A 20,087-nucleotide genomic window follows, 5' to 3' on the forward strand; every position below is an offset into this window, starting at 1 on the left:
AGGGCCCACCAGCCCCGGGGCGTCAGGAGATCCCCGGGGGTGGGCGGGCGCTATGGGGTATAGGGGTCAGATGGTGCGGGCCTGGCAGTAGGCGGCCAGGTCGCCGGGGCTGGACAGGATCCGTTCCGGTGCGGCGGCGGCGAGGTCCTCGCGGCTCGCGTAGCCGTAGGCGACGGCGATGGCCGTCAGGTCGGCGGCGTGGGCGTGGAGGACATCGCTGCCGGTATCGCCGACGTACGCGGCGGCTCCGTGCCGGGTGCGCAGGAGACGGAGCTTGTCGGTCTTGCTGCCGGGCTCGTCCCGGGAGAGCAGTACGCGGGGCATCGCCTCGGCGGGAAGGTCTCTGGCGAGCAGGCCGTGAACGGTGGTGTGGTGGCTTCCGGTGACGACCGCGTACCCGGGCCCGGCGGCCAGTTCGGCCAGCCGGCCGACCATCTCCGGGATGACGCCGTGCGGCTCGTCGGCGGCAGCTCGGGCGGTCAACTCGGCGTGCCGCTTCCAGAACCGCTCGGCGGTCTCGAAGTCGATCCAGCGGGTCAGCGAGGTGCTCAGCACGCCCTGGTACACGACGGGCAGGTCGTCCGGGCCGGCCAGGTCGGGCAGCTTGTCCAGCTCCATCTCCTGCCGGGCGTCCTGGTAGCAGCGCCATGCCCGGGCGCGGGAGTCGTGCAGGACCCCGTCGAAGTCGAAGGCCAGCATCAGCCCACCTCGCTCAGGGCCACCACGGGCACGCCGCACCAGCCCAGCAGCGCGGGGCGGGGCAGCAGCCGGGCGAGCTCCACCAGCGCCTCCTCGGCGCGGGCCCAGGTCGACGGCGCGCCCAGCGGGGCGAGCAGCAGCGTGTTCCCTTCCCGGACCGGGTGGAAGAGGGTGCCATCGGTCCACTGCGTGACGGCCTTCAGCGTCATCTCCATCTCCTCGCCCGTCGGGCCGGGTCCGAGTGCGGCGGCGGGGGTGCCGCCGAAGGGCAGCCGCGGCTCCACCAGCGCGCCGGGCTGCCGCGCCCACCGGTGGACGACACCCGGTGCGGCCACCGCACGGTCGGCCACCGTGTCGGACAGCAGGTTCTGGACGACGGCGGCCGCCTGGGACATGCCGCGTTGAAGCCGGTACGCCTCCACGGCGGTCTCGCCGGCGCGCTGGGCGTTGTAGGTGCGCGGGAGCTGGCCGCCGCGGGCCGTGCCGTAGCACAGCAGCGCGACCGCGAGCGCCGAGTACCAGAACTGGTGGCCACCGGGCAGGCGCCGGGCCAGGCTCTGGGTGACGACTTCCAGGCCGCCGCCGAACGCGACGGCGAGCGCCGCCAGGTCGAGCAGCGGGGTGAGCAGCTCGTTGTCGCGGCGGTAGGGGTGGGCGAGGTGACCGGTCTTGCGCAGGCGTCCGCCGTGGTCGAGGAACCACTTCTCCGCCTCGCACCGGTTGTCGGGCAGCGCCGGGGCGAGTACGGACAGCAGACGCTGCAGCAGCGCGGCGGACGCGTCCTCGTCCGCTCCGGTCAGGGCCTGGGCCACCGTGCGCAGGACCGTGGGGATCGGCCTGCCGGGCCGGGCGGGCTCCACCGGGAGCTGCTGGGCGCGGAAAAGGACGTACTCCACAGCCTCTTCCAGCAGATGTGGTGCCGGCTCCGGGCCCAGAGCAGCCGTGGGGACGAGGTCCTCGCTGACCACGAGCGAAGGGGCCACGGCGAGCGTGGCCGGAGGAAGGGGACTGCGCAGCGCGGTGGCCGCAGCGCGGGCCGCGTCTCCGAAGATCCCCGGCGGCACCCACCCGGCGACCGCGTGCCGGATGCCGCCCAAGGTGCGCAGCCGGATGGCGGCACGGGCCGGCGAGCGGTGCCGCAGCCCCGGCCACGGGATCCGGGCGGAGTTCTCCCGCCCGGGCACGAGGCCGTCCACAACCGGCGCTCCTTCCGCCCTCGGCCAGTCGGCTTCGGCCGTCAGGTAGGCGGAAAGCACATCGGGCTGCAGGCGGCGGGTGGACTGCCATTCCTCGCGCGGCAGCACGGTGACCGCGATCCCCGCCCGGCGCAGCCCCTCCACATCGGCTGCGTCGAACACCGGCACCAGCACCTCGGCGCCTGCCGCTCCCGGTACCTCTCGGGCGAGAGTCAGCAGCGTCCGGCCGGTCAGCGGCGGGTCGTCCACCAGCAGCACCCGCCGGTCGCCGACCTCGGGCCTCTCACCGGCCCGCACGCTCGCCACCCGCACATCCACGCCCGCGGCCTCCAGACTGGCCGCGACCAGCGGCGCCAGATACGCCCCGCCGGTGCGCACACCCGCCACGAGGACCGGACCGGACCAGTCCCGGCGCTCCAGCCATGTCCGGGCGAGCCGAACCGCGTCCTGCCACTCCACTCCCTGGACGGCCAGGGATGCCGGCATCCGCACGAATGATTCGTCCCTCGCCAGCCGGTTGGGGATGCGGTCGACCTCGGGCGCGATGAGGGTGTCCTCATCGGCCGCGAGCCGTAGGCCCGCGCGCAGGGTCATGTCCCGCAGGACCCCCGCTCCCGGGAGACCGGCGTCGCAGGAGCGGATCCACAGGGCGGCCAGCGACTCGTAGCAGCGAAGGGCCGGCATGGGCTGCCCCGCCCGGGACGCGAGGTCCCGGGCGAGGTGGCCGATCGTCAGCGGCGGGATGGCCGAGGGCGTGGTCATGCGGTTGCCTCGCGGCGGCCCACGGCGTGCACCAGGCGGCCCAGCTCGCGGTACGGGCTGCGGCTGGAGGCCGCCCACTCCGTCTCGAGCGCCTCCCGGTACTCGTTCTCGGTGGGCTCCCAGTCGGTGCGGTGGTCGTGGAAGATCCGCACGCCCTGCCACGGCAGCGGCGTGAGCCCGTTCGCGCGGGCGAGGTCGTCCAGGTGCTCGGGGGTGTCGCCCCGGGTGGTGATGCCGAGGTTGCCCACGCTGGCGGCCTGCCCGCTCTCGATCTGCGTCCGAGCCGACGCGTAGTCGCCGGACAGGGCCTCGCGCACGCCCACGGCCAGCTGGTTCTTCGTCAGCACGCTGAGGACGCCTCCGTCGGCGACGAGACGGGCGAGGTGGGCGATGGGGGCGACGGAGTCGGGCAGGTACATCACGACGCCGTGGCAGACCACCGCGTCGAACGCGCCGTCCTCGAACGGCAGGTCGTAGATGTCGCCCTCGGCCAGCGTCACCCGATCGGCGATCTCCGGGTCCGCGGCGACCCGGCCGGCCGCGGAGGTGAGCATGCCGGACGACTTCTCCACGCCCGTCACGTGGTGGCCAGCGGCCGCGAGGCGCAGCACCATCTCCCCGTCGCCGCAGCCGACGTCCAGCACGCGGGCGGGGCGCTCGCCGAGCTCTGCGAGGACCCGGCGCGTGGTGATGTCGTGGCGCAGCCGGCCGCGGCCGCCGCTGGAGTACGCGGCATAGCCGGTACCGACGGCCGCGAAGTCGGAGGAGGAGGCTGTGCTCATGGGGTGAACTCCTTGTTGAGGGTGGGCCAGTGTTCGACGAGAAAGCGGAACGAGGGGTAACGGCCGCCGGTGACCAAGGCTTCGCCGGCCGCTCCGGAGGGGGTGAAGGTGCCCGCGCGCAGCGCCTGGCGGACATGGACCAGGCGCGGGATCCGGGCGGCCAGCTGCGGCACCCGGGCCCGGGCGTCGGAGGCCGGCAGCCAGGCCGTCAGCTGCTGCGGGCGCATCTCCTCCCACACCACAACGTCCGCGATCCCGCCGCCCAGGCGTACGGCGAGGAAGTGCGGCACCGCGGTCGTCCCGGGCGACGGGCCGCGATGGCCGAGCGTGGTGACGGTGCCGGGGTAGTCGGTGCGCAGGGCGGTGAGATGGTCGGCGAACACGGCGCTGAGGTTGCACGCCAGGCAGCCGCACACCGACCGGGCGCCGGTGAGGTCGTCGAGGGTGAAGATCCGTTCAGCCACGTCCGCCGCCGGCGGCCGGCCCGTAGAGGCGGTAGTAGTCGTCGACGATGCCCGCCTCGGTGAGGATCAGGTTGGTCGCGGCGACGTTGTGGCCGGGCCGCAACCGCTCGTCGCCGCGGGCCAGGGCCTCCGTGCCGACCGCGAGTCCGGCAAGGACCAGGTCGACGTAGCGGTTGGACAGCGACTCGGCGTAGTGGAAGTTGATCGGCATGCCGTGCCCGAGGACGACGATCTCAGGGCCGCCGTCGAGCTGGTAGCCGGTGCCGAGCACACCCCGGTCGGTGACCTGGGTGCTGCCCTTGCACAGTTCGTCGAGGTCGAACTCGAAGTTCCTGCTGGTGGTGCTGACCAGGAACGACCGGTCAGGCAGGAGCCGGGCCTCGCGAGCGCCGAAGCTGCGGCTGCCGACGCAGCCGACGACCAGTCGCGGCCGGTGCGTGCGCACCAGTTGGTCCAGCGACCGGCCGGTGAGGAACCCCTCCTCGTGCGCGGCGACCAGGCGGGTGATGTCGGAGTCGAACACCGCGACCCGCATGCGCCGGTTCTCCAGGACGCGGGCGACCTCGTGCCCAATCCGGCCGAAGCCGAGCACGAGCGCGGCTTGGCCCTCGAGCTTCTCGTCCGGCAGCAGTCGCAGCGTGTTGCGGACGGCCGCATCCGCGATCCCGTACGACTCGATCATGCCCTTCATGTCGCTCTCGGCGACGCTGAACAGCGGCAGCGGCAGCTCGAGCCCTTCCACCTTGCGGATGCCGGAGGTGGTCTGCTCCACCAGGCCGATGAAGTGACCGACCTGCTGCGGCAGTTCGCGAAGCACGGTGGGCATCACGTAGCCGCCGTCGTCCATGACGACGCTCCGCTTGCCCGCGGCGGCGACTCGTTCGATGTGGTCCTCGATCCCCTCGCGCAGGTCCCGGTAGCGCCACACCGCGATGCCGTGCCGCTGCACTAGGTGCGCGTCCACGCGGTGGGTGTGCGCGTAGGGGTACTCCTTGTCGATCACGGTCATGTGCGCCGGGTCCACGCCGAGGGCGAGGAGGCTGTCGACCAGGACGAGGAAGTCCCGCATGTGGTGGATCGTCAGCAGCACCCCGGTGCCGGCCAGCGGCTTGTCCGGCCATCGGTCGGCCAGCCGGCTCGTCAGCGGCAGCTCGGCCACGGCTGCGGCGACCTCGGTGTCGGTGAACGGCAGATGCCGCGCGGAGGTGAAGAACGCCTCGGCCTCGGCGGGGCTGCCCTGCTCGAACGTCGCGACGAGCCGGTGGGTGTTCGCGGCGGCCGCGGCCGGGTCCGCGGGGGCGGCCAGCGTCAGCCGGCCGCGGCCGCCGTCGACGAGCATGCACCGCCACGACGCCGTCGCCTCGTCCCAGTCCATGCTCTGCACGTGCGGGCTGACGGCGAGGCGGGCGGCGAGTTCACGGGCCAGGTGGCTGGCCTCCTCCGGTGTGGCGATGACGTCGACCGCGTGGACGAGCGGCGGTTTCACGGATGCGGGCATCGGTGCCCTCCTGTCGCAAAGGGGGTGGTGGATCAACGGAAGCCCGGGGCTCAGCGCTCGCCGGGAAGGGTGAAGGTGCGGCAGCGGCCGGTGACGCGCATGCCGTGGGCGGCGAAGTCGGTCGGGTCCAGCCGGGTCACCGCGCGCACGGTCGCCACCTGCCGGGCGCCGGCCAGGATGTGTGCCTGGGCGATCAGCCGCCTGCGGACCTCCTCGTCAGCGGCCCACACCTCAGCCAGCAGCAGCTCACTGTTCGTGGCGTTCTCCTGGGCCAGGGCCAGCAGCAGCGATCCGGTCGGCGGGTCCAGCAGCAACGTCTCCGGGTCGAAGCGCGCGTCGTTCCGCCACCGCGACCACGTCGAGTCGGCAAACGACGCCTCAAGTCCGGCGAACCGGCGGGCCGCCGCGGCGACGTACGCTTCCGGCGCCTCGATGTCGGCGGCGGTGACGGCACCGAGCAGGCCGTCGGCGGGGGCGCCGTGCAGCACCGTGATGGTGTCCAGCACCTCCCACCCGGACCGGGTGAAGAAGTCGGTCGCGCCGTCCCGGTCCAGGGGCACGTCCGTGGTCAGCAGCGGCCACTCCACCGCCTCCACCACCGTCTGCAGCAGCCTGCGGCCCAGACCTGCCCGGCGCGCCGCCGGATCGACGACGGGGCCCCACAGTCGAGCCCTCTGCTCACCGGGCTCCGGGCGGCGGACGGCGCACCAGCTGGCGATCTCCCGTCCGTCCCGTGCAACGGCGAGGACCGGCGGCGCCCCGGTCAGCGCGTTCGTCAGCCGCGAGCGCACCAGGGAGGCACTGACCGGCCGGTCGTCGCTGTACCCGGTAATGCACCGCTGGGACAGGTCTGCGAGTTCCTCGCACAGGGCGTCCTCAAGACCGTCGACGAGGTCGATCTGGGGGCCCGAGCTGTTCAGCTGAGCCTGGGGGACGCCGGCGCGCTGTTCGGTGTTCACCGTGCTGCAGTTCCCAGACCGCTGACCATGCCGATTCGGCGACCCGGGCTTTTCCGTCCAGTTGGATACTTCATGCCCGAGTACCTCTCGAAGGCTTGACCGTCCGGGTCGACGCCCACACGGGCACACCGAACGGGAGGCGGAAGCGTGGAGTTGAACGAGGCACCAAGGCCACGAGACGGGCCGCCAAGAGCCGAGCGCTACGGCAATGCCCCGATCCGCAACAGTGGCCGGCCCGCTCAACTAATCTAGAAAGATTGAGTCCTGAGAAAAACTCACTCCCGGTACGGGTAAGCCCGCACACCCTCGAACGCGGCGCATCCGGGATCAACCGGAAGGAAGCTCCATGGGCACCGGAAGCCGGACCCAGGCCGACATCGGCGTAGTCTCCGGGTTCGTCCATCGGTTGCTGCGTGAGAGCATCCCCCTGACGCAGACCGCCCTGGCCCAGTGCCTGGACGTCGACCTCGGCACTCTCCAGGGCTGGGAGAGCGGACGCAGACCGCTCGGCAACGTCCGCGCGATGGACCTGCTCCAGCTGCGCCGAACCCTCATGGCCCTCGGCGCGGATGGAGCCCTGCTCGGGTGGCTGGATGCCGCAATGGACGCTGACCGCATCCTCACCGCTGTCCTGCACCCGCCAGCCGAACCCGCCAGCCACCCTCTCGCCGGCTGGGTGCAATCCCGCGAGACGGCACACCTGGTCGCCTGGGCAGTACGCGGCATCACCCCGCCCGCCCTGCAAGAGCGAGCGGCACGGCCGAGGCGCGGCCCCGCACCAACCGGACCCCATCTCACAGCGACCGACCGGGCAGAGTTCTTCATTCAACTGCGTCGGACGGCCGAGAGTGCCGGCCGGGCAGGCGAGCTGCTTCTGCGCCGCCAGAGCCTGTACCTCGCGTCCTACGACCCGGCCCCCCACGCCGAGGACTGGGCTGAGCAGGCGCTGCGCGCCATGCGTCCGGCCCTGGCCCTGCGCGCGTACACGCCGCGGTGGATTGAGGCCCGCACCGCCGCTACGGTGGCCGCCCGCCAAGGCGACCCCACCCCACTGCACGACTTCGTCGGCGCCCTGGCCGGCGACCAGCACAGCGAACTCGCCAACCTCGCGTACTGGGGCTACTGGCTGGGCTCCATGCCGGCCACCCAGCCGGGCGACGGCTTTCTCCATCGGCCGGACCCGTCCGCGTGGAGTCCGGTCCATCTCTTCCAGGAGCTCGCTGGCTCGCTCCACTACGCTCCGGGCACCGTCGACCTGTACGTGCACTCCCTGCGCACGCTCCTCGACCTCCACCCATGGCTGCCGCTGGCCGACCCCGCCTCTGCCCGCAACCTGCGGGAGCGCACTGTCGAACTCCTGGACGCACAGATCCTGTTCCCGGTATCGCGACGCGACCTCGAATCGGTCCACTACCGTCTCCCCACACCAACTGACGCACTGCCAGGAGCAACGCCGTGTCCGATCAGATGCCCACCGATGCCGATACCGAGACCGCCGCCGCTGCTGCCCTGCTCTTCGAGGCCGGCGCCCTGCGCAACCAGCCCCGTACCGGCTGGTCCTACGACGGTGTCCCCGTACTGGCGGCCGAGAACGTCGCCGAGCACAGCCACCGCACCACCGTCATCGGCCTCGTACTGGCCGCGATGGAGGGTGCGGATCCGGCCCGCACCGCCCTGCTGTGCACCCTCCACGACCTGCACGAGACTCGTATCGGTGACCAGACGCCGCTCACCCGCCGCTACGTCACGACCGCCGACCCGCGCAAGGTCACAGCCGACCAGGTCGCCAATACCCACCCGGCCGTCGCCGCCGCGGTAGCTACGGCCATCGAGGAGTTCGAAGCCGCAGAGACCGTCGAAGCGCGCTGTGCCCGCGACGCCGACAAACTGGACTGCCTCTACCAGGCCCTGGAGTACCGGAGAGTCGGCTACCGCACCGACGGCAAGATCGAAAGGTGCAGGGCCGCGCTCACGACCAGCTCCGCTCGCAGCCTCGCAGACGCCGCAGCCGCGATGGACCCAGCTCACTGGCAGAACACCCTGTCCGGCGCACCGGCCCAACCCTGACCCGCCCGCCACCAGCACGGCCGGGACGACGGCCAGTCGCCGGACACCTGCGGGGGAGAGGAGGCGTGCCGCCTGGGGACCCACGAGTGTTTGGCCGGTGCCGCACGCCATCACGGCCGTCGCACGACCCTGGGACGCGAGCTGCGAGATCACTCCCAGCACGGCGTCTCTTTGGCGGGGTAAGAGGCTTGGTGTCGAGGAGCTCAAGGTGTGTCGCCCTTTCACACGCGGGGGTTGAAGGGTGGGGAGGGGCGCTCCGCGGTATGCCGCGCCGGGGGGCGCAGCCGGAGTTACCGACTGGCTGCGCGCTTTGTGTGGGGCTGGTCGGCGGTGAGGAGGGCTTCGGTGAGCTGCTGCTGGCCGGTGGTGTCGTCGGCGCCGGGTGGTGTGCCAGCACAGGTCGGTGTCGGCGGTGGCGTTGATGCAGGGGATGGTCGGGCGGGTACCCGTGCGCAGCAGGCGGATGCCGCCGGTGCCCACGCGCCTGTGGCCATGCTGCGGGGGGCGGTGAGCAGGTGCCACGGGCCGCGGTAGGGGTCGGCCAGGACGGCGCCGCGCCCTCCCGTCAAAGCCACGGCGGCGGCCAGCGCCGGGCCGTGTTCGGACGTGCGGTACCCCGGGGGGCGGTCGCAAGGTTCGGTCTCGGTTTGCAGCTGGCGCGATGCGCATGAGGGGCTCCAGGGGTGGGCCGCGAAGGCGGCGTCATGTGCTGGGCGGGGCGGCCGGAGCGCCTCAGGACCGGATCCGCATGGGGTGCGGGTGAGGCCCGCACGTCAGGCTGGCGGGGACGGCGTCCGGGACGGTTTCGGCAGTCAGTGGGCGGGACGACGCGGTTCAGGGTTCGATGGCCGTGGGCATGGCGGTCAGGCGCCCTACTGGGGAGCGCCACAACGCCCAGGCGGCCAGGGACAGGAACATGAGGCCGGTGAGCATGGTGGTGGGCACGCTGGTGAGGGCAGCGAGCGCGCCGGCGGCGAGGGAGGCGAGGGTCTGGCTGCCGGAGAACAGCCAGATGGCGGTCTGCTGGATGCGGGGCCGCAGGTGGGGCGGGCTGACGGACTGCTGCATGGCGCGCTGGGTGGTGCCCACACCGGTGGCTGCGGCGTTCTGCGTAAACCCGGCGATGGCGAGGGCCGCCAGCCAGCCGGGCCCGGTTCCGGCGACAAGGGGGGCTGCTTGCGTCAGGACGTAGACCGTGAGTCCGGCACCGAGGACGGTGCCGGGGCCGTAGCGCTGGGCGAGGCGGGGGGCGAGCAACGCGCCGGAGAGTCCTCCGAGGCTGCCGGCCGCCAGGATCAGGCCGAGTCCGGTTGTGCCGGTCTGAACGGTGGTGAGGAGGTAGTAGGCGAGGTAGGTGCTGGTCAGCCCGGTGCCGACGCCGGTTGCGGCCAGCGTCAGGAGCAGTGGGCGCAGCAGCGGGTCGCGCGCGCTGTGGAGGAGACCGCCACGGATTGCCCCGGCCATCGACGGCCTCCCGTCGGCCGAGTCGGCCACGGGCAGGGGCCGCAGGCGGGTCGCGCACCACGCGGACGCGCAGAAGGAGAGCGCGTCAGCCACGATCGCGCGGGCCGGCCCGACCGCCGAGACGAGCACAGTCCCCAGTGACGTCCCGGCGGCACCGGCGATCGTGATCGCCGCGGTCAGCCGAGCGTGCGCCTGGTGCAGCGCCCCGGCGCCGGCAAGCCGGGGTAGCGCCGCCATCGCGGAGGCCCGGTGGAACACGTTCAGGGTTCCCAGGGCGAGAGCTACGGCGTACAAGGCGGGCATGGTCAGCTGGCCGAGGAGGGCGGCGGTGGGTATCGCAAGGACGACGGCGGCCGCGGCGACGTCGGTGGTGATGCGGACGGTGCGTATCGGGTACCGGTCCAGGACGACGCCCGCCGGTAGCGCGACCACCAGGGCCGGGACTTGTGCCGCGAACGCCAGCAGGGCGATGTCGCCGGGGGAGGCGTGGAGGTGGAGGACGGCCAGGGCGGGCAGCGCCACGGTGTGCACGGCGGTACCCGTGTAGCTGATGCCCTCACCGACCAAGAGCGTCGTCAGAGCGTGCCGGTTGCCCTGAGTTGAAGGGGTGGCTGTGGTGTCGGGGGCCGCCGTCACGGTGCGCTCCAGGGAAACGGGATCAGACCCAGGCCCGAAGAGAGGGAAGGGGCCAGGGCGAGGTGGCGGGGAGTCTTCGGCGTGCTGCCGGGCGCCCTTGTGGATCGTGCCGGCCTGCCCAGCCTGCGCCGGCCGGCCGCATGCGAGCTCCCCGTCGCGGGGAGCCCGCGGAAGCCGCTTCTGGACGGGGGCGGGGGCGTGTAGGTGAGGGGCGTCGTCACTGTGGTGTCCTGCCGCTGCGGGACGTGGAGGTGGTGGGGCGGAGGCGCACCGGCAGGGCCTGGTGGCCGTTGCTGATCAAGGAGGGAAGGGGCTTCAAGGCGGCGACGGGGATGGCGAGTTCGATGTGAGGGAAGCGGGTGAACAGGGCCTGGAGGGTCCTTTCGACTTCCATGCGGGCCAGGGGTGCGCCCAGGCAGTAGTGGACGCCGTGGCCGAAGGCGAGGTGGTCGGTGTGGGTGCGACTGATGTTGTAGGTGTCGGGGTCGGTGTGCCAGCGGGGGTGGCGGTTGGCGGCGGCGTAGGAGGCGAGGATCGGCTCGCCGGCGGGGATGACCTGGCCGTCAGGGAAGGTGGTGTCGGTGACGGCGTAGCGCATCGGAAGGTGGGTGACGGGGGGTTCGAGGCGGAGGGTCTCTTCGACGGCGTCGGCGAAGGTGGCGCGGTCGTCGCGGATGTCGGCGAGCTGGTCGGGGTGGGTCAGCAGGAGGGTGATGGCCTGGTCGATGAGGTTGACGGTGGTCTCGTAGCCGGCGCTGATCATCAGCAGCAGCGTGTCGCGCAACTCGTCGCCGCTCAGCCCCTGGCCGCCGTCGGTCTCTTCGTCGCGGGCGGCGATGAGCTGGGAGGTCAGGTCGTCGCCGGGGTCGGCGCGGCGGGTGGCGATGAGGTCGTCGAGGGCGGTGCGCAGCGCCGCAGTGTTGGCGGTGGCCTCTTGGAGGGTGAGGGTGGTGTCGAAGACGCCGTCGACCACGTCCCGGAACGCGTCACGCTGGTCGGTGGGGACGCCCATGAGGTGACTGATGACGGTGATGGGCAGCGGGTGAGCGAGGTGCTCGCGCAGGTCGATCGTCTCGCCCGCGGGGAGGGTGTCGAGGTCCTCGAGGAGCGTGGTGACGGTGGCGTCGATGAACGGGGCGAGGCCTTGGATGCGGCGGGCGGAGAACGCGGGGGCGATCATGCGGCGCAGCCGGGCGTGGTCGGTGCCGTAGGCGGTGAACATGTTCTGGACGGCGACCCACAGGGCCAGCGGCCACGTCTGGACGACGTCCTCGAACGCGGGCCAGTGGGCTCGCGGGTCCTTGGAGATGTCCTTGCTGGTCAGGAGCGTCTTGAGGAGGTCGGGGTCGGTGACGGCGGTTGCGTTCACGCCGAGGATGTCGACGGGGGCGGTGGCGCCGTGGGCGCGCAGCTGGGCGTGTTCGGCGGTGCGGCGGGCGCCGGTGGGGTCGAGGACGATCGGGGTGGGCTGGGTGTTCATGCGGGCAGTCCTTCGGGAAGCGGCGGGGTGGGAAACAGGACGGGCAGGGCGGTCAGGGACCGGTGGAAGGGCCCGGGCCGGTAGACGAGCGCGTCGGGGCGCAGGGCGAGGTCCATCTCGGGCAGCGCGTCCAGGAGATGGACGAGCGCGGTCTCGGCGATGACGAACGCGGGGGTGCGGGCGGGGCAGGCGTGCGGGCCGGTGCTCCAGGCCAGGTGGGCGCGGTTGCCGCCGGCGCCGGGATCGGGGCCGAGCGCGGGGTCGGTGTTGCAGGCGGCCATGGAGATGACGACCGGCTCATGGGCGGGCAGCACGGTCCCGTCGAGGTCGACCGGGTGCGGTGGATAGGTGACGCAGTAGTTCGCCAGCGGCGGGTTGCGGTGCAGGACGTAGTCCAAGGCCTCGCGGACGGTGGCGACACCGGCGTGCAGGTCCGCGGTGAAGTCCGGGTTGGTCAGCAGCACCACGTAGGTGTTGGCGGTCAGGTTCATCAGCGGCTCGATCCCGGCCCCGAACAGGGTGACGAGCTGGTGCAGCATCTCGGTGTCGTCGAGACGGGCGGGGTGGGCCAGCAGGCGGGAGGTGATGTCGTCGCCAGGCTCGCGCCGGCGCAGAGTGACGAGCTCGCTGATGGCGGCGTCGAGGATCTGGTTGCCGGCGGTCGCGTTCACCCCGTCGAAGAGCTTCATCATGCCCTCGGCGATACGGCGCCCGATGTCGGCAGGGCAGCCCAGGAGCCGGCACAGAACACCGAAGACGACGGGCCAGGCGAACTCGGTCAGGAGGTCGGCCCGTCCGTTGCGGACGAACGCAGCGATGGCGGTGTCGGCGAGCTCGCCGGTCAGCGCGCGCAGAGCGTGGCTGTCGACCGCGTCGATCGCGGCGACGTTCGCCTCCCGGTAGCGCGCGTGCACCGTGCCGGTCGAGCGCAGCGCGTTGGGCCGCCACTCGAGCATCGGCAGCACCGTGCAGGTGTCGGGGATCGTCTGCTGCCATGCGCGCGGGTCGGCAGGAAAGCGCTGGGGGTCGTTCAGGATGCGCAGCGCCTGCCGGTAGCCGATGACGAGGGTCGCGGGCACCGCGGGCGCCAGCCAGACCGGCGCGAGCGCCCCGTGCACCTGACGCATCCGGGCGTAGGCGGCCTGCGGGTCGTCAGCGAACGCGGCCTCGTACAAGGCCACGCGCTCCGCCTCGTCGTGAGCAGGCGGTACTGAAGGTGGAGTGGTCACTGGTGGAGCTCCGATAACTGGGGTCGGACGGCGAGATGGGAGAGCAGGGTGACGAGGGCGGCGAGACTGGAGCCGCGTTCACGGGCGTCGCAGGTTGTCAGCAGCGTGTTGCCGGGAAGGGCGAGGGCTTGGCGTATCTCGGCGGGCGGGTAGGCCGGTGCCCCGTCGAAGCGGTTGACCGCCACTCCGAACGGCAGGCTGCCGTTGTCCAACAGGTCGAGGGTGGGGTGGGACGCCTCCAGGTCCCGGGTGTCGACCAGCACGAGCACGCCGAGCGCGCCGACAAGGACGCTGTCGGCGAACGGGCCGAGGAACCGGTTCTGTCCGGGGAGTCCGAACAGGTAGAGGACCAGGTCGGGGGTGACCTGAAGGCGCCCGAAGTCGATGCCGACGGTGGTGGTCGTCTTCCCGGGGACACCGGCAAGTGTGTCGATGCCGGCGCTGGCCTGGGTGATCGGCTCCTCCATGCGCAGCGCCTTGATCTCGGAGACCGCCCCGATGAACGTGGTCTTGCCGACCCCGAAGGAACCCGCGACAACGATCTTCGCCGACCGGCTCGCGCTCGTGGCCGGCACCACGGCCTGTGTTGGCACCGTGTTGGGCGCCACCTCAAACGAATGCGCGAAGTCCATTGAGCACCTCCTGGAGGAGCGTGGTGTCGGGCTGGTGGGCGTGGGCTGCGACGGGCCTTGCGAGGTGGCCGGTGTCCAGCAGGTCGCTGACGACGATCCGTGCGACGGTGGGCGGCAGGCGCAGGGCGGCCGCGATCTCCGCGACCGCCCGGGCGCCGCGCACCCCGTCGAACAGGCTCATCACCGCTCGGGCGTCGGGCCCGAGCCGGTCGCGAGGCCCGGACGCGGCGATCACCAGCGTCTCCAGGCCCACGTCCGCATGCGACGGACGAAGGCGCCCGCCGGTGCGCACGTGCGGCCGGATCATGTCCGGGTCCCGCCGCGGCCCGCTCACCCCCGCGACTCCTCAGACACACGCTGGGCGGCGGCCATGTCGGCGCTGACCTGTGTGGCCAGCCGGATCATGACGTGGACGATCGTGGCGATGTCGGCGTCCGGCGTCGTCTGGGCGATGAGCAGGGTGTTCTCGGCCGCCTCGACCGCCAGAAACATGCCCGTGTCCGTCTCCATGACCACCTGGCGGACCTCGCCGCCGGACACGACGCTGCTCAGGGCCTTCGCCGCTCCGCGCCAGGTGGTGCCCATCGCGGCGACCTGCGCGGCCAGCGTCTGATCGAGCGGGGTGGTGTGGGCTTTGAACATCCCGTCGTTGGTGGACAGCACACACAGGACGACACCGTCGAGGGAGCCGATCTCGCGGTCCAGCAGTGCGTTGAGAGGGTACGCGTCGGGCATGGTCACTTTCCTTCGTGGGAGGTGGGGTTGGGGGTGCTGCGGGCGCGGTTCTTGCCCTCGGTCCACGCGGCGAGGAGCGAAGCGCTCCCCGTCGCGGAAGCGGCGGTGGCCGGCGGCCTGGTGGGCGTGCCCGCCGGTATGGGAGCAGCCGCGCGCCGGCGGATGGCCAGGCCGTTCGTAGTGGTGACCGGGCCGTTGCCGGTCGTGGCCGGCGGCGTGGTGGCGGCCAGGTGCGGGCGGTCCTCATCGGCGGGAATGGGGGTGGTCAGGAGTTCCTTGGGGAAGAACACCTGCGCGCGCGTGCCGTGGAAGGGGCTGGGGGCCTCGATGCCGACCGTGAAGCCGTACGTGTGTGCCAGGGTCGCGGCGACTGCGAGCCCCGTGCGCGGTTTGGCTCCCAGGCTGTTGATGTCCAGGTGCTCCGTGCCGCTGAACAGCCGCCGTGCCCGCTCCAGTTCCTCCGGGCTGATCTGCAGCCCGGCGTCATCGACGGTCACCGTCACACCACGCGCACCGTGCTGGATTCGTACTTCGACGTAGGAGTTGGGGGTGGAGTACTGCAGGGCGTTGTTCAACAGGACGGCCAGGGTGAGGACCGCCGGGCCGGTGGCGCGGGCGGTGAGCACGGCATCGGATTGGTCGGCGTGGATGCGCTCGAACCCGTCGAGCGCGTTCATCGAGGCCCGCACGATGTCGGTCAGCGTTGAGGCCGGTGAGCGGCGTGTCAGCTTCCCGCCGCTGAGCACGGCGTAGCTGTCGGCGGCGAGGAGGATCTGCTGCACGCGCTGGTCGATGGCGATGAGCGTCGCGTACGCCGCGTCGTTCTGATGCTCGCGCACCGCTTCGCTGATCAGTCGGGAGACCCGGGAGGCGGTGACGACCAGGGACTGCGTGACGCTGAGCACCGCCGCCCGCGTGGCGTCCTGCGCGCGACGGTGGGCCTCGTCGGCCCGTGCTGTGGCGGCCGCACGGGCCGCGGACATGTCCACCTCGGCCGCCTCGCGCACCTCGCCCTGGACATGGCGCAACGCAGCAGTAAGCCCATGGAGGCACGTCGACAGTTGCTGGGCGAGAGGGGTTCCCGCCAGCTCGCCGGGGATGGGGAACTCCCTGTAGTGCCTCTGGCCGTGTAGGAGCACCGCGCTCCGCAGATCCGGGATCACCTCGGTGGCGACTGTTCCGAGGAACGTCTCGGCGGCCCGAAGCTGGCCGGTGACCTGATTGATCTGGCGGCGCTCGGTGCGGACCTGGACCTGCGCGGCCCTCAGGCGGCGCTGCAGGCTCCCGCAGACGCACACCAGACCCACGCCGATCACACCCAGAGCCACCGTGGTAGCGGAGACGATCATCGAACCCTCACCACCGAGGCCGAGCTCCCGCACAGCGCGCGGTCCACCGTCGGCGAAAGCCGGCACCCGCTGGACGAGCCGGAGGAAGGGCGGGTATCGGTGTGTGGAGCGGTCACTGGGCGGCCCTCTCGTGGGGGTGGATGCTGATGCCGGGGCTGTCGATGAGGGCGTGCAGCCCGGGTTTGGCTTCGGGCGTTGTCTGCAGCAGTTCGAAGGTGCGCCCGTCATCGGTCTCGACCTGGCGCACGTGCTGCCATCCGCAGTTGTGCACGAGGTAGTCGACGAGCCGGGCCTCGCGGCCGTCGGCCTGTACATGGCCGCGCAGGACGTCGATGCCGCCCTCACGAGCGGCCTGGTCGCGCAGCCACAAGGTCATCAGCAGTCCGGCCCGGTCCGTGCCGCCTGGCACCGAGTACATGGCGTCGACCTCAAGCGCAGGCTGACGGTGCTCTTGCAGGCTCCACAATCCGAGGCGAGCGCGGTGGCGCAGCAGGAGGGCGCCGATGGGTGTCTGCTCGTCCCACAGCGCGAACAGGTCATGGTTCACGTGGTCCAGGGCGGCGCGGCGGACCGGCACGTCGCCCGGGCTGATCAGCTCGCGCTTGAGCAGGTCCTTCAGGCGCAGGTTGACCAGGTCGACGACCTGCTGTCGCTCGACGTTCAGCAGCGGGCGCCGGACCGTGTAGCGAAACCCGGCCGGCTCGGTCACCGGGGGCGCGGTGAGGGCCGTGGGGGTGGGCGAGGGGTGCGTCACGGGGTTGTCTCCGTCGCGTGCGGTGTTACGGCGGCCAGGAGCGGCCAGGTGAGGTGGATGAGCTGGGCGTTCGTGGCCGCCTCGACGAGGCAGCGCAGCCTGGCCTGGTGGTAGATGACGGTGGCGGGCGGCTCGCGCAGTTCGGGCGGGAGCGCGTCGCGGCTGATCAGCTCGGCCGTGTATCGCAGGACGGCCAGGTCCTGCTCGTCGACGTCCCGGGGGTGAAGGGCAGGGGCCGGTGGGGTGAGGTAGCCAGCAGCCAGCAGGGCTGCGATCTTCCCGGCCGGTGTGACGGCGGGGGTCAGGGCCCTGAGGGACCAGAGGTGACCGCGGACGGTGGCGGGGGAGACCCCAAAGTCATCGGCGGTCTGGCCCTGATTCCGGCCGGCCGCCACCCGGGCGGCCACACGCAGCACGGCCTTGCCAGGACGGTAAGGCGCCGGTAAAGGAGCAGGCGTGGTCGCCTGGGGGAGGGTGCGCGCGGGGGGCTGGGCGTGGAGCTGGCGGATGGGGGCGTCGAGGGCCCACGGCGGACCGGTGAGCGCGGTCCGCAGAATCTGGGGGTCGGTGGTGCCGGACCCGGGCAGTCGGACCCAGCGGACGTCTCGGCCGGTATGCGTGGAGGCCGGGGGGATGCCCAGCACGGTGCCGGCGCGCAGCACCTGGACGAACTGGCTCCAGGGCTCGTCAGGAACGAGGCCCGGCTCGATCAGGAAGTGCCAGGTGAGCGTGGAGTCGTTGGCGATGACCGGCCCGGGCACGTCGAAGGTGTCGTGGACGACCTGGGCGATGTCGGCGGGAGCGCGCACGGCGTCGAAGTGCGTTCCGCACCGGTAGGCGACGGTCTGCCGCCGCGGCAGCCACGTCGGGGCGGCCGCAGCCGGGGACGAATCCCAGACCTGAAGGTCCTGCGCGTCGGTGAGGGAGGTGATCACGGCGCTCACGCCTGCGCCTCCGAACCGGCCTGGTCGAACAGGCCCCAGGTGTGTGCGAGGCCCACCAGGTGCGTGGTGTTGTCTGCCCGGCCCTTGGCGACCACGGCGTCGATCTCCGTACGGACGTCCTCGCCGCGCACGCCGATCACGCGTCCGATGTCCGCGTTGAGGGAGTGCTCGGCGATCGCCCGGACGAGCTGAAGCTCCTCACTGGTGAACGCCGGGCAGGCCTGCCGGGCCTGCGGCCGCGCGACGAGGCGGCGGGTGAGCAGCGTGTGCACGAGGACGGGCCGGCTGCTTCCCGGCACGCCGAGCCGCTCGCGCAGGGCGGACAGATGGCTGGCCACGGTGGTCTCGGACAGGTACGTCTCGGCACCGATGACCTTGTTGGACAGGCCGTAGACGAGCGGAGAGGCAGCGCGCCTCTGCTCGGCGGTCAGCAGCGTGACGTCGGGTGTGGTGGTGTTCATCGGGGAAGGGGATTCCTGGGGGGGGGTGTGGGTCAGGGCTGGGACGGCGCGTGGGGCCGGGTGTGGGGGACATACGTCGCAGCGCGGGTGTTCAAGATCGTTTGCAGTCGTTGAGTGTCGAACTCGGCTACCTGGGGCAGGTGGTCGGACAACTCGCGCAGGGCGGGGGTGTCACAGACGGTGAACCGGGTCAGGGCTCCGGCGAGCTCCGGCGAGAGGTACCCGCGGTCGATGCAGTAGCCCGGCCCCGGGGGCCGGCCGGGATGGGCCCGGTAGCCCGCGGTCGCACGCAGCGCCTCGGGCTGGCCGAGGTGCTCGGCGGCGTAGCGGCCCGCTTCGATGTAGCCGGCGGCAAGCAGCTCCCCATCGGGCCGGTCGTCCGCCCGCCGCGTGCCGTCGACTGCGTAGGTGCGGTTGGCGACGAACGCGGTGTCCTCGTAGCCGTCCCAGGGGCCGCCTTCGCCGGTGCGGTAGGAGTTCCAGTCCCCGAACACCATGGCCAGCCAGCCGGGTTTGGCGAGCGTGGAGCACCAGCGGGCCTCGGTGAGACGGTACTCGGGGCTCCAGTAGCAGGCGTGGACACTGACGAGACTGATCTGCCGTCCACTGGGAGTGCCGGTGGTGTTGCGGAGCTTGACGGCGATGTTCGCGGGGGCGTGCCAGGGAGCCCAGTCCTGCCGGTACTCCTCGACGAACACGAACGCACCACCTCGTTTGACGAAGATCGCGTTGTCGTTGCGGCTCCCGGGACGCGGCACGGCGATGTAGCCGTCCATGCCGAGCCGGTTGGCCAGATCCGGCAGCTGCTCGCGCCGGGCCTCCTGCCAGAACAGCAGCTCCGGGCCCAGGACCCGCACCCATGCGGCGGCCGCGGCCGTGTTGATGCCCTGCTCCACGTTCCAGCTCACCGCGGTGATGGTCTCGCTCACGCGGCACGCCCCCCGCCCGTAGCCGCCACCGACGCCGCCATGGACGGGGCGGCGGTGATGTGGTGGCGGCGCAGACGGCCCTCCTGCTCGGCCTGCGGGCCCAGACCGACCTGCGCCCTCAGCTCGTCGAGACGGCCGGGGAACTCGACCGGATACAAGTCGAGACGGCCGCCGGACACGTCCGGCACGAAGGCGTACTGGGTGCCGTAGACCTGCGGCCGGCCTGCTGCGGCGCGGCACCTGTCGTAAAGGTGCGCCCACTGTGCGGCGGTCGCCTCACCCCGCTCCACCGCCTCGCGCAGGGCTTTGAGGAGCGAGCGCTGCAGGTCGGGGTCGTGGTCGCAGTGCAGCGCGAGGGCGGCCGCGGCCTGGGCACCTTCGTCACCGACGAGGGTCCGCCCGGGCCAGCCGTACTCGGCAAGGATCGCGCGAAGTGTCTGACCGGTCTCGCGTGTGGGCGCGGGACTGGCGGCAAGGTTGCGGGTGATGGCGGGGGTGTTCCAGGCCGGGCGGGCGTGCTCGGCCCGGCCGATCAGGGTCCGGGCCATGTCAGGAAGCTGCGGTCCCGGCACCCGGCCCTTGAGGGGTAAGGAGGTCATGGCTTGGCCTTTCGTCTGTCGCAGGGTCAGAAGTCGGTCTCGCGCCGCACGAGCCACAGCCCGCCGTCCAGGCCGGCGATGCGGGACAGCTGGTCGCGGTAGAGCAGGTCCACCGGAGAGATCGCGGTACGGCTGACCGACACCAGACCGGTGACGATCGAGGCCGGGCCGGACAGCTGCTGCAGCGCTCGGGCATAGCCTCTGCGCAGCGACGGGTCGTCGGCGGCGCCGTGGTCGTCGACGGTGTCGACGAACCGGTCGGCCACGACCAGGCCGTGCGCGGCGGCGTAGCCCTGGCAGGCGGCGAGGTCACCGTCCGGGCAGCCGCCCTGCCGGGCCAGCGCGTACAGAACGACCACGGGGCGGTTGGTGGATCTGGCGATCACGGCGCGGTTCATCGCCTCCCGCATCCGGGCCAATACGTCCGGCGCTATCGGCTGCACCGGAG

Annotated in this window: 20 protein-coding genes; 1 reads left to right on the plus strand and 19 read right to left on the minus strand. The window is 72.2% G+C overall.

Annotated features, from left to right (window positions below; translation table 11 throughout):
- Positions 1-66 precede the first annotated feature (66 nt).
- Genes ACZ6K0_RS37915 through ACZ6K0_RS37940 form a run of 6 tightly spaced genes read right to left on the minus strand, consistent with a single transcriptional unit; the run spans position 67 to position 6,360 of the window.
- Positions 67-699 carry an HAD family hydrolase gene (locus tag ACZ6K0_RS37915; protein WP_469578069.1) on the minus strand — a complete coding sequence of 211 codons (633 nt, stop codon included), beginning with the start codon at positions 697-699 and terminating at the stop codon, positions 67-69.
- Positions 699-2,657 carry a phosphoribosyltransferase gene (locus ACZ6K0_RS37920; RefSeq protein WP_469578071.1) on the minus strand — a complete coding sequence of 653 codons (1,959 nt, stop codon included), beginning with the start codon at positions 2,655-2,657 and terminating at the stop codon, positions 699-701. The genes ACZ6K0_RS37915 and ACZ6K0_RS37920 overlap by 1 nt, the downstream gene beginning before the upstream one ends.
- On the minus strand, positions 2,654-3,439 hold the full coding sequence (locus ACZ6K0_RS37925; protein ID WP_469578073.1) for a class I SAM-dependent methyltransferase: 786 nt from the start codon (positions 3,437-3,439) through the stop codon (positions 2,654-2,656). Before ACZ6K0_RS37925 ends, ACZ6K0_RS37920 begins: the two co-directional genes overlap by 4 nt.
- Positions 3,436-3,903, minus strand: a complete 468-nt coding sequence (locus tag ACZ6K0_RS37930; RefSeq protein WP_469578074.1) for a hypothetical protein — start codon at positions 3,901-3,903, stop codon at positions 3,436-3,438. The genes ACZ6K0_RS37925 and ACZ6K0_RS37930 overlap by 4 nt, the downstream gene beginning before the upstream one ends.
- A complete protein-coding gene (locus tag ACZ6K0_RS37935; RefSeq protein WP_469578075.1) occupies positions 3,896-5,401 on the minus strand; it encodes an NAD(P)-dependent oxidoreductase in 1,506 nt (501 codons plus the stop codon). The genes ACZ6K0_RS37930 and ACZ6K0_RS37935 overlap by 8 nt, the downstream gene beginning before the upstream one ends.
- Before the next feature lie 50 nt (positions 5,402-5,451).
- Positions 5,452-6,360, minus strand: a complete 909-nt coding sequence (locus ACZ6K0_RS37940; RefSeq protein ID WP_469578077.1) for a GNAT family N-acetyltransferase — start codon at positions 6,358-6,360, stop codon at positions 5,452-5,454.
- Between the two features lie 1,455 nt (positions 6,361-7,815).
- On the opposite strand from ACZ6K0_RS37940, the gene ACZ6K0_RS37945 reads away from it, so the two are divergent.
- Entirely contained in the window at positions 7,816-8,427 is a 612-nt protein-coding gene (locus ACZ6K0_RS37945) for an HD domain-containing protein (RefSeq protein WP_469578079.1), read from the plus strand.
- Positions 8,428-9,261: 834 nt separating this feature from the next.
- On the opposite strand, the gene ACZ6K0_RS37950 is transcribed toward ACZ6K0_RS37945, so the two are convergent.
- The 13 genes from ACZ6K0_RS37950 to ACZ6K0_RS38010 all read right to left on the minus strand — a co-directional run bounded on the left by ACZ6K0_RS37950 (position 9,262) and on the right by ACZ6K0_RS38010 (position 20,025).
- Positions 9,262-10,527: an MFS transporter gene (locus ACZ6K0_RS37950; protein WP_469578081.1), complete on the minus strand. Its 1,266-nt coding sequence runs from the start codon at positions 10,525-10,527 to the stop codon at positions 9,262-9,264.
- A 217-nt stretch (positions 10,528-10,744) separates the two neighbouring features.
- Entirely contained in the window at positions 10,745-12,007 is a 1,263-nt protein-coding gene (locus tag ACZ6K0_RS37955) for a cytochrome P450 family protein (RefSeq protein WP_469578082.1), read from the minus strand.
- The gene (locus ACZ6K0_RS37960) at positions 12,004-13,236 is read right to left on the minus strand and encodes a cytochrome P450 family protein (protein ID WP_469578084.1); all 1,233 of its coding nucleotides are present in this window, start codon (positions 13,234-13,236) and stop codon (positions 12,004-12,006) included. Before ACZ6K0_RS37960 ends, ACZ6K0_RS37955 begins: the two co-directional genes overlap by 4 nt.
- On the minus strand, positions 13,233-13,868 hold the full coding sequence (locus tag ACZ6K0_RS37965) for a GTP-binding protein (RefSeq protein ID WP_469578085.1): 636 nt from the start codon (positions 13,866-13,868) through the stop codon (positions 13,233-13,235). Before ACZ6K0_RS37965 ends, ACZ6K0_RS37960 begins: the two co-directional genes overlap by 4 nt.
- The gene (locus ACZ6K0_RS37970) at positions 13,846-14,175 is read right to left on the minus strand and encodes a DUF742 domain-containing protein (RefSeq protein WP_469578087.1); all 330 of its coding nucleotides are present in this window, start codon (positions 14,173-14,175) and stop codon (positions 13,846-13,848) included. The genes ACZ6K0_RS37965 and ACZ6K0_RS37970 overlap by 23 nt, the downstream gene beginning before the upstream one ends.
- A gap of 23 nt (positions 14,176-14,198) precedes the next feature.
- Entirely contained in the window at positions 14,199-14,603 is a 405-nt protein-coding gene (locus ACZ6K0_RS37975; protein WP_469578089.1) for a roadblock/LC7 domain-containing protein, read from the minus strand.
- 2 nt (positions 14,604-14,605) lie between these two features.
- Entirely contained in the window at positions 14,606-15,952 is a 1,347-nt protein-coding gene (locus ACZ6K0_RS37980; protein ID WP_469578090.1) for a sensor histidine kinase, read from the minus strand.
- 112 nt (positions 15,953-16,064) lie between these two features.
- A complete protein-coding gene (locus ACZ6K0_RS37985; protein WP_469578092.1) occupies positions 16,065-16,661 on the minus strand; it encodes a hypothetical protein in 597 nt (198 codons plus the stop codon).
- 41 nt (positions 16,662-16,702) lie between these two features.
- A complete protein-coding gene (locus ACZ6K0_RS37990; protein WP_469578094.1) occupies positions 16,703-17,650 on the minus strand; it encodes a hypothetical protein in 948 nt (315 codons plus the stop codon).
- A complete protein-coding gene (locus ACZ6K0_RS37995) occupies positions 17,647-18,111 on the minus strand; it encodes a LuxR C-terminal-related transcriptional regulator (RefSeq protein WP_469578096.1) in 465 nt (154 codons plus the stop codon). Before ACZ6K0_RS37995 ends, ACZ6K0_RS37990 begins: the two co-directional genes overlap by 4 nt.
- Positions 18,112-18,143: 32 nt before the next feature.
- Positions 18,144-19,040, minus strand: a complete 897-nt coding sequence (locus ACZ6K0_RS38000; protein WP_469578098.1) for an endonuclease/exonuclease/phosphatase family protein — start codon at positions 19,038-19,040, stop codon at positions 18,144-18,146.
- The gene (locus tag ACZ6K0_RS38005) at positions 19,037-19,639 is read right to left on the minus strand and encodes a DUF6624 domain-containing protein (protein ID WP_469578099.1); all 603 of its coding nucleotides are present in this window, start codon (positions 19,637-19,639) and stop codon (positions 19,037-19,039) included. Before ACZ6K0_RS38005 ends, ACZ6K0_RS38000 begins: the two co-directional genes overlap by 4 nt.
- Before the next feature lie 26 nt (positions 19,640-19,665).
- The gene (locus ACZ6K0_RS38010) at positions 19,666-20,025 is read right to left on the minus strand and encodes a hypothetical protein (RefSeq protein WP_469578101.1); all 360 of its coding nucleotides are present in this window, start codon (positions 20,023-20,025) and stop codon (positions 19,666-19,668) included.
- Positions 20,026-20,087 lie beyond the last annotated feature (62 nt).

Source organism: Streptomyces sp. NPDC042346 (genome assembly GCF_055581845.1).

Coding starts and splice junctions, on each gene's coding strand:
- ACZ6K0_RS37915 (WP_469578069.1), bottom strand. CDS start 699: ATGCTGGCCTTCGACTTCGACGGGGTCCTGCACGACTCCCGCGCCCGG.
- ACZ6K0_RS37920 (WP_469578071.1), bottom strand. CDS start 2,657: ATGACCACGCCCTCGGCCATCCCGCCGCTGACGATCGGCCACCTCGCC.
- ACZ6K0_RS37925 (WP_469578073.1), bottom strand. CDS start 3,439: ATGAGCACAGCCTCCTCCTCCGACTTCGCGGCCGTCGGTACCGGCTAT.
- ACZ6K0_RS37935 (WP_469578075.1), bottom strand. CDS start 5,401: ATGCCCGCATCCGTGAAACCGCCGCTCGTCCACGCGGTCGACGTCATC.
- ACZ6K0_RS37955 (WP_469578082.1), bottom strand. CDS start 12,007: ATGAACACCCAGCCCACCCCGATCGTCCTCGACCCCACCGGCGCCCGC.
- ACZ6K0_RS37965 (WP_469578085.1), bottom strand. CDS start 13,868: ATGGACTTCGCGCATTCGTTTGAGGTGGCGCCCAACACGGTGCCAACA.
- ACZ6K0_RS37970 (WP_469578087.1), bottom strand. CDS start 14,175: ATGATCCGGCCGCACGTGCGCACCGGCGGGCGCCTTCGTCCGTCGCAT.
- ACZ6K0_RS37975 (WP_469578089.1), bottom strand. CDS start 14,603: ATGCCCGACGCGTACCCTCTCAACGCACTGCTGGACCGCGAGATCGGC.
- ACZ6K0_RS37980 (WP_469578090.1), bottom strand. CDS start 15,952: ATGATCGTCTCCGCTACCACGGTGGCTCTGGGTGTGATCGGCGTGGGT.
- ACZ6K0_RS37995 (WP_469578096.1), bottom strand. CDS start 18,111: ATGAACACCACCACACCCGACGTCACGCTGCTGACCGCCGAGCAGAGG.
- ACZ6K0_RS38005 (WP_469578099.1), bottom strand. CDS start 19,639: ATGACCTCCTTACCCCTCAAGGGCCGGGTGCCGGGACCGCAGCTTCCT.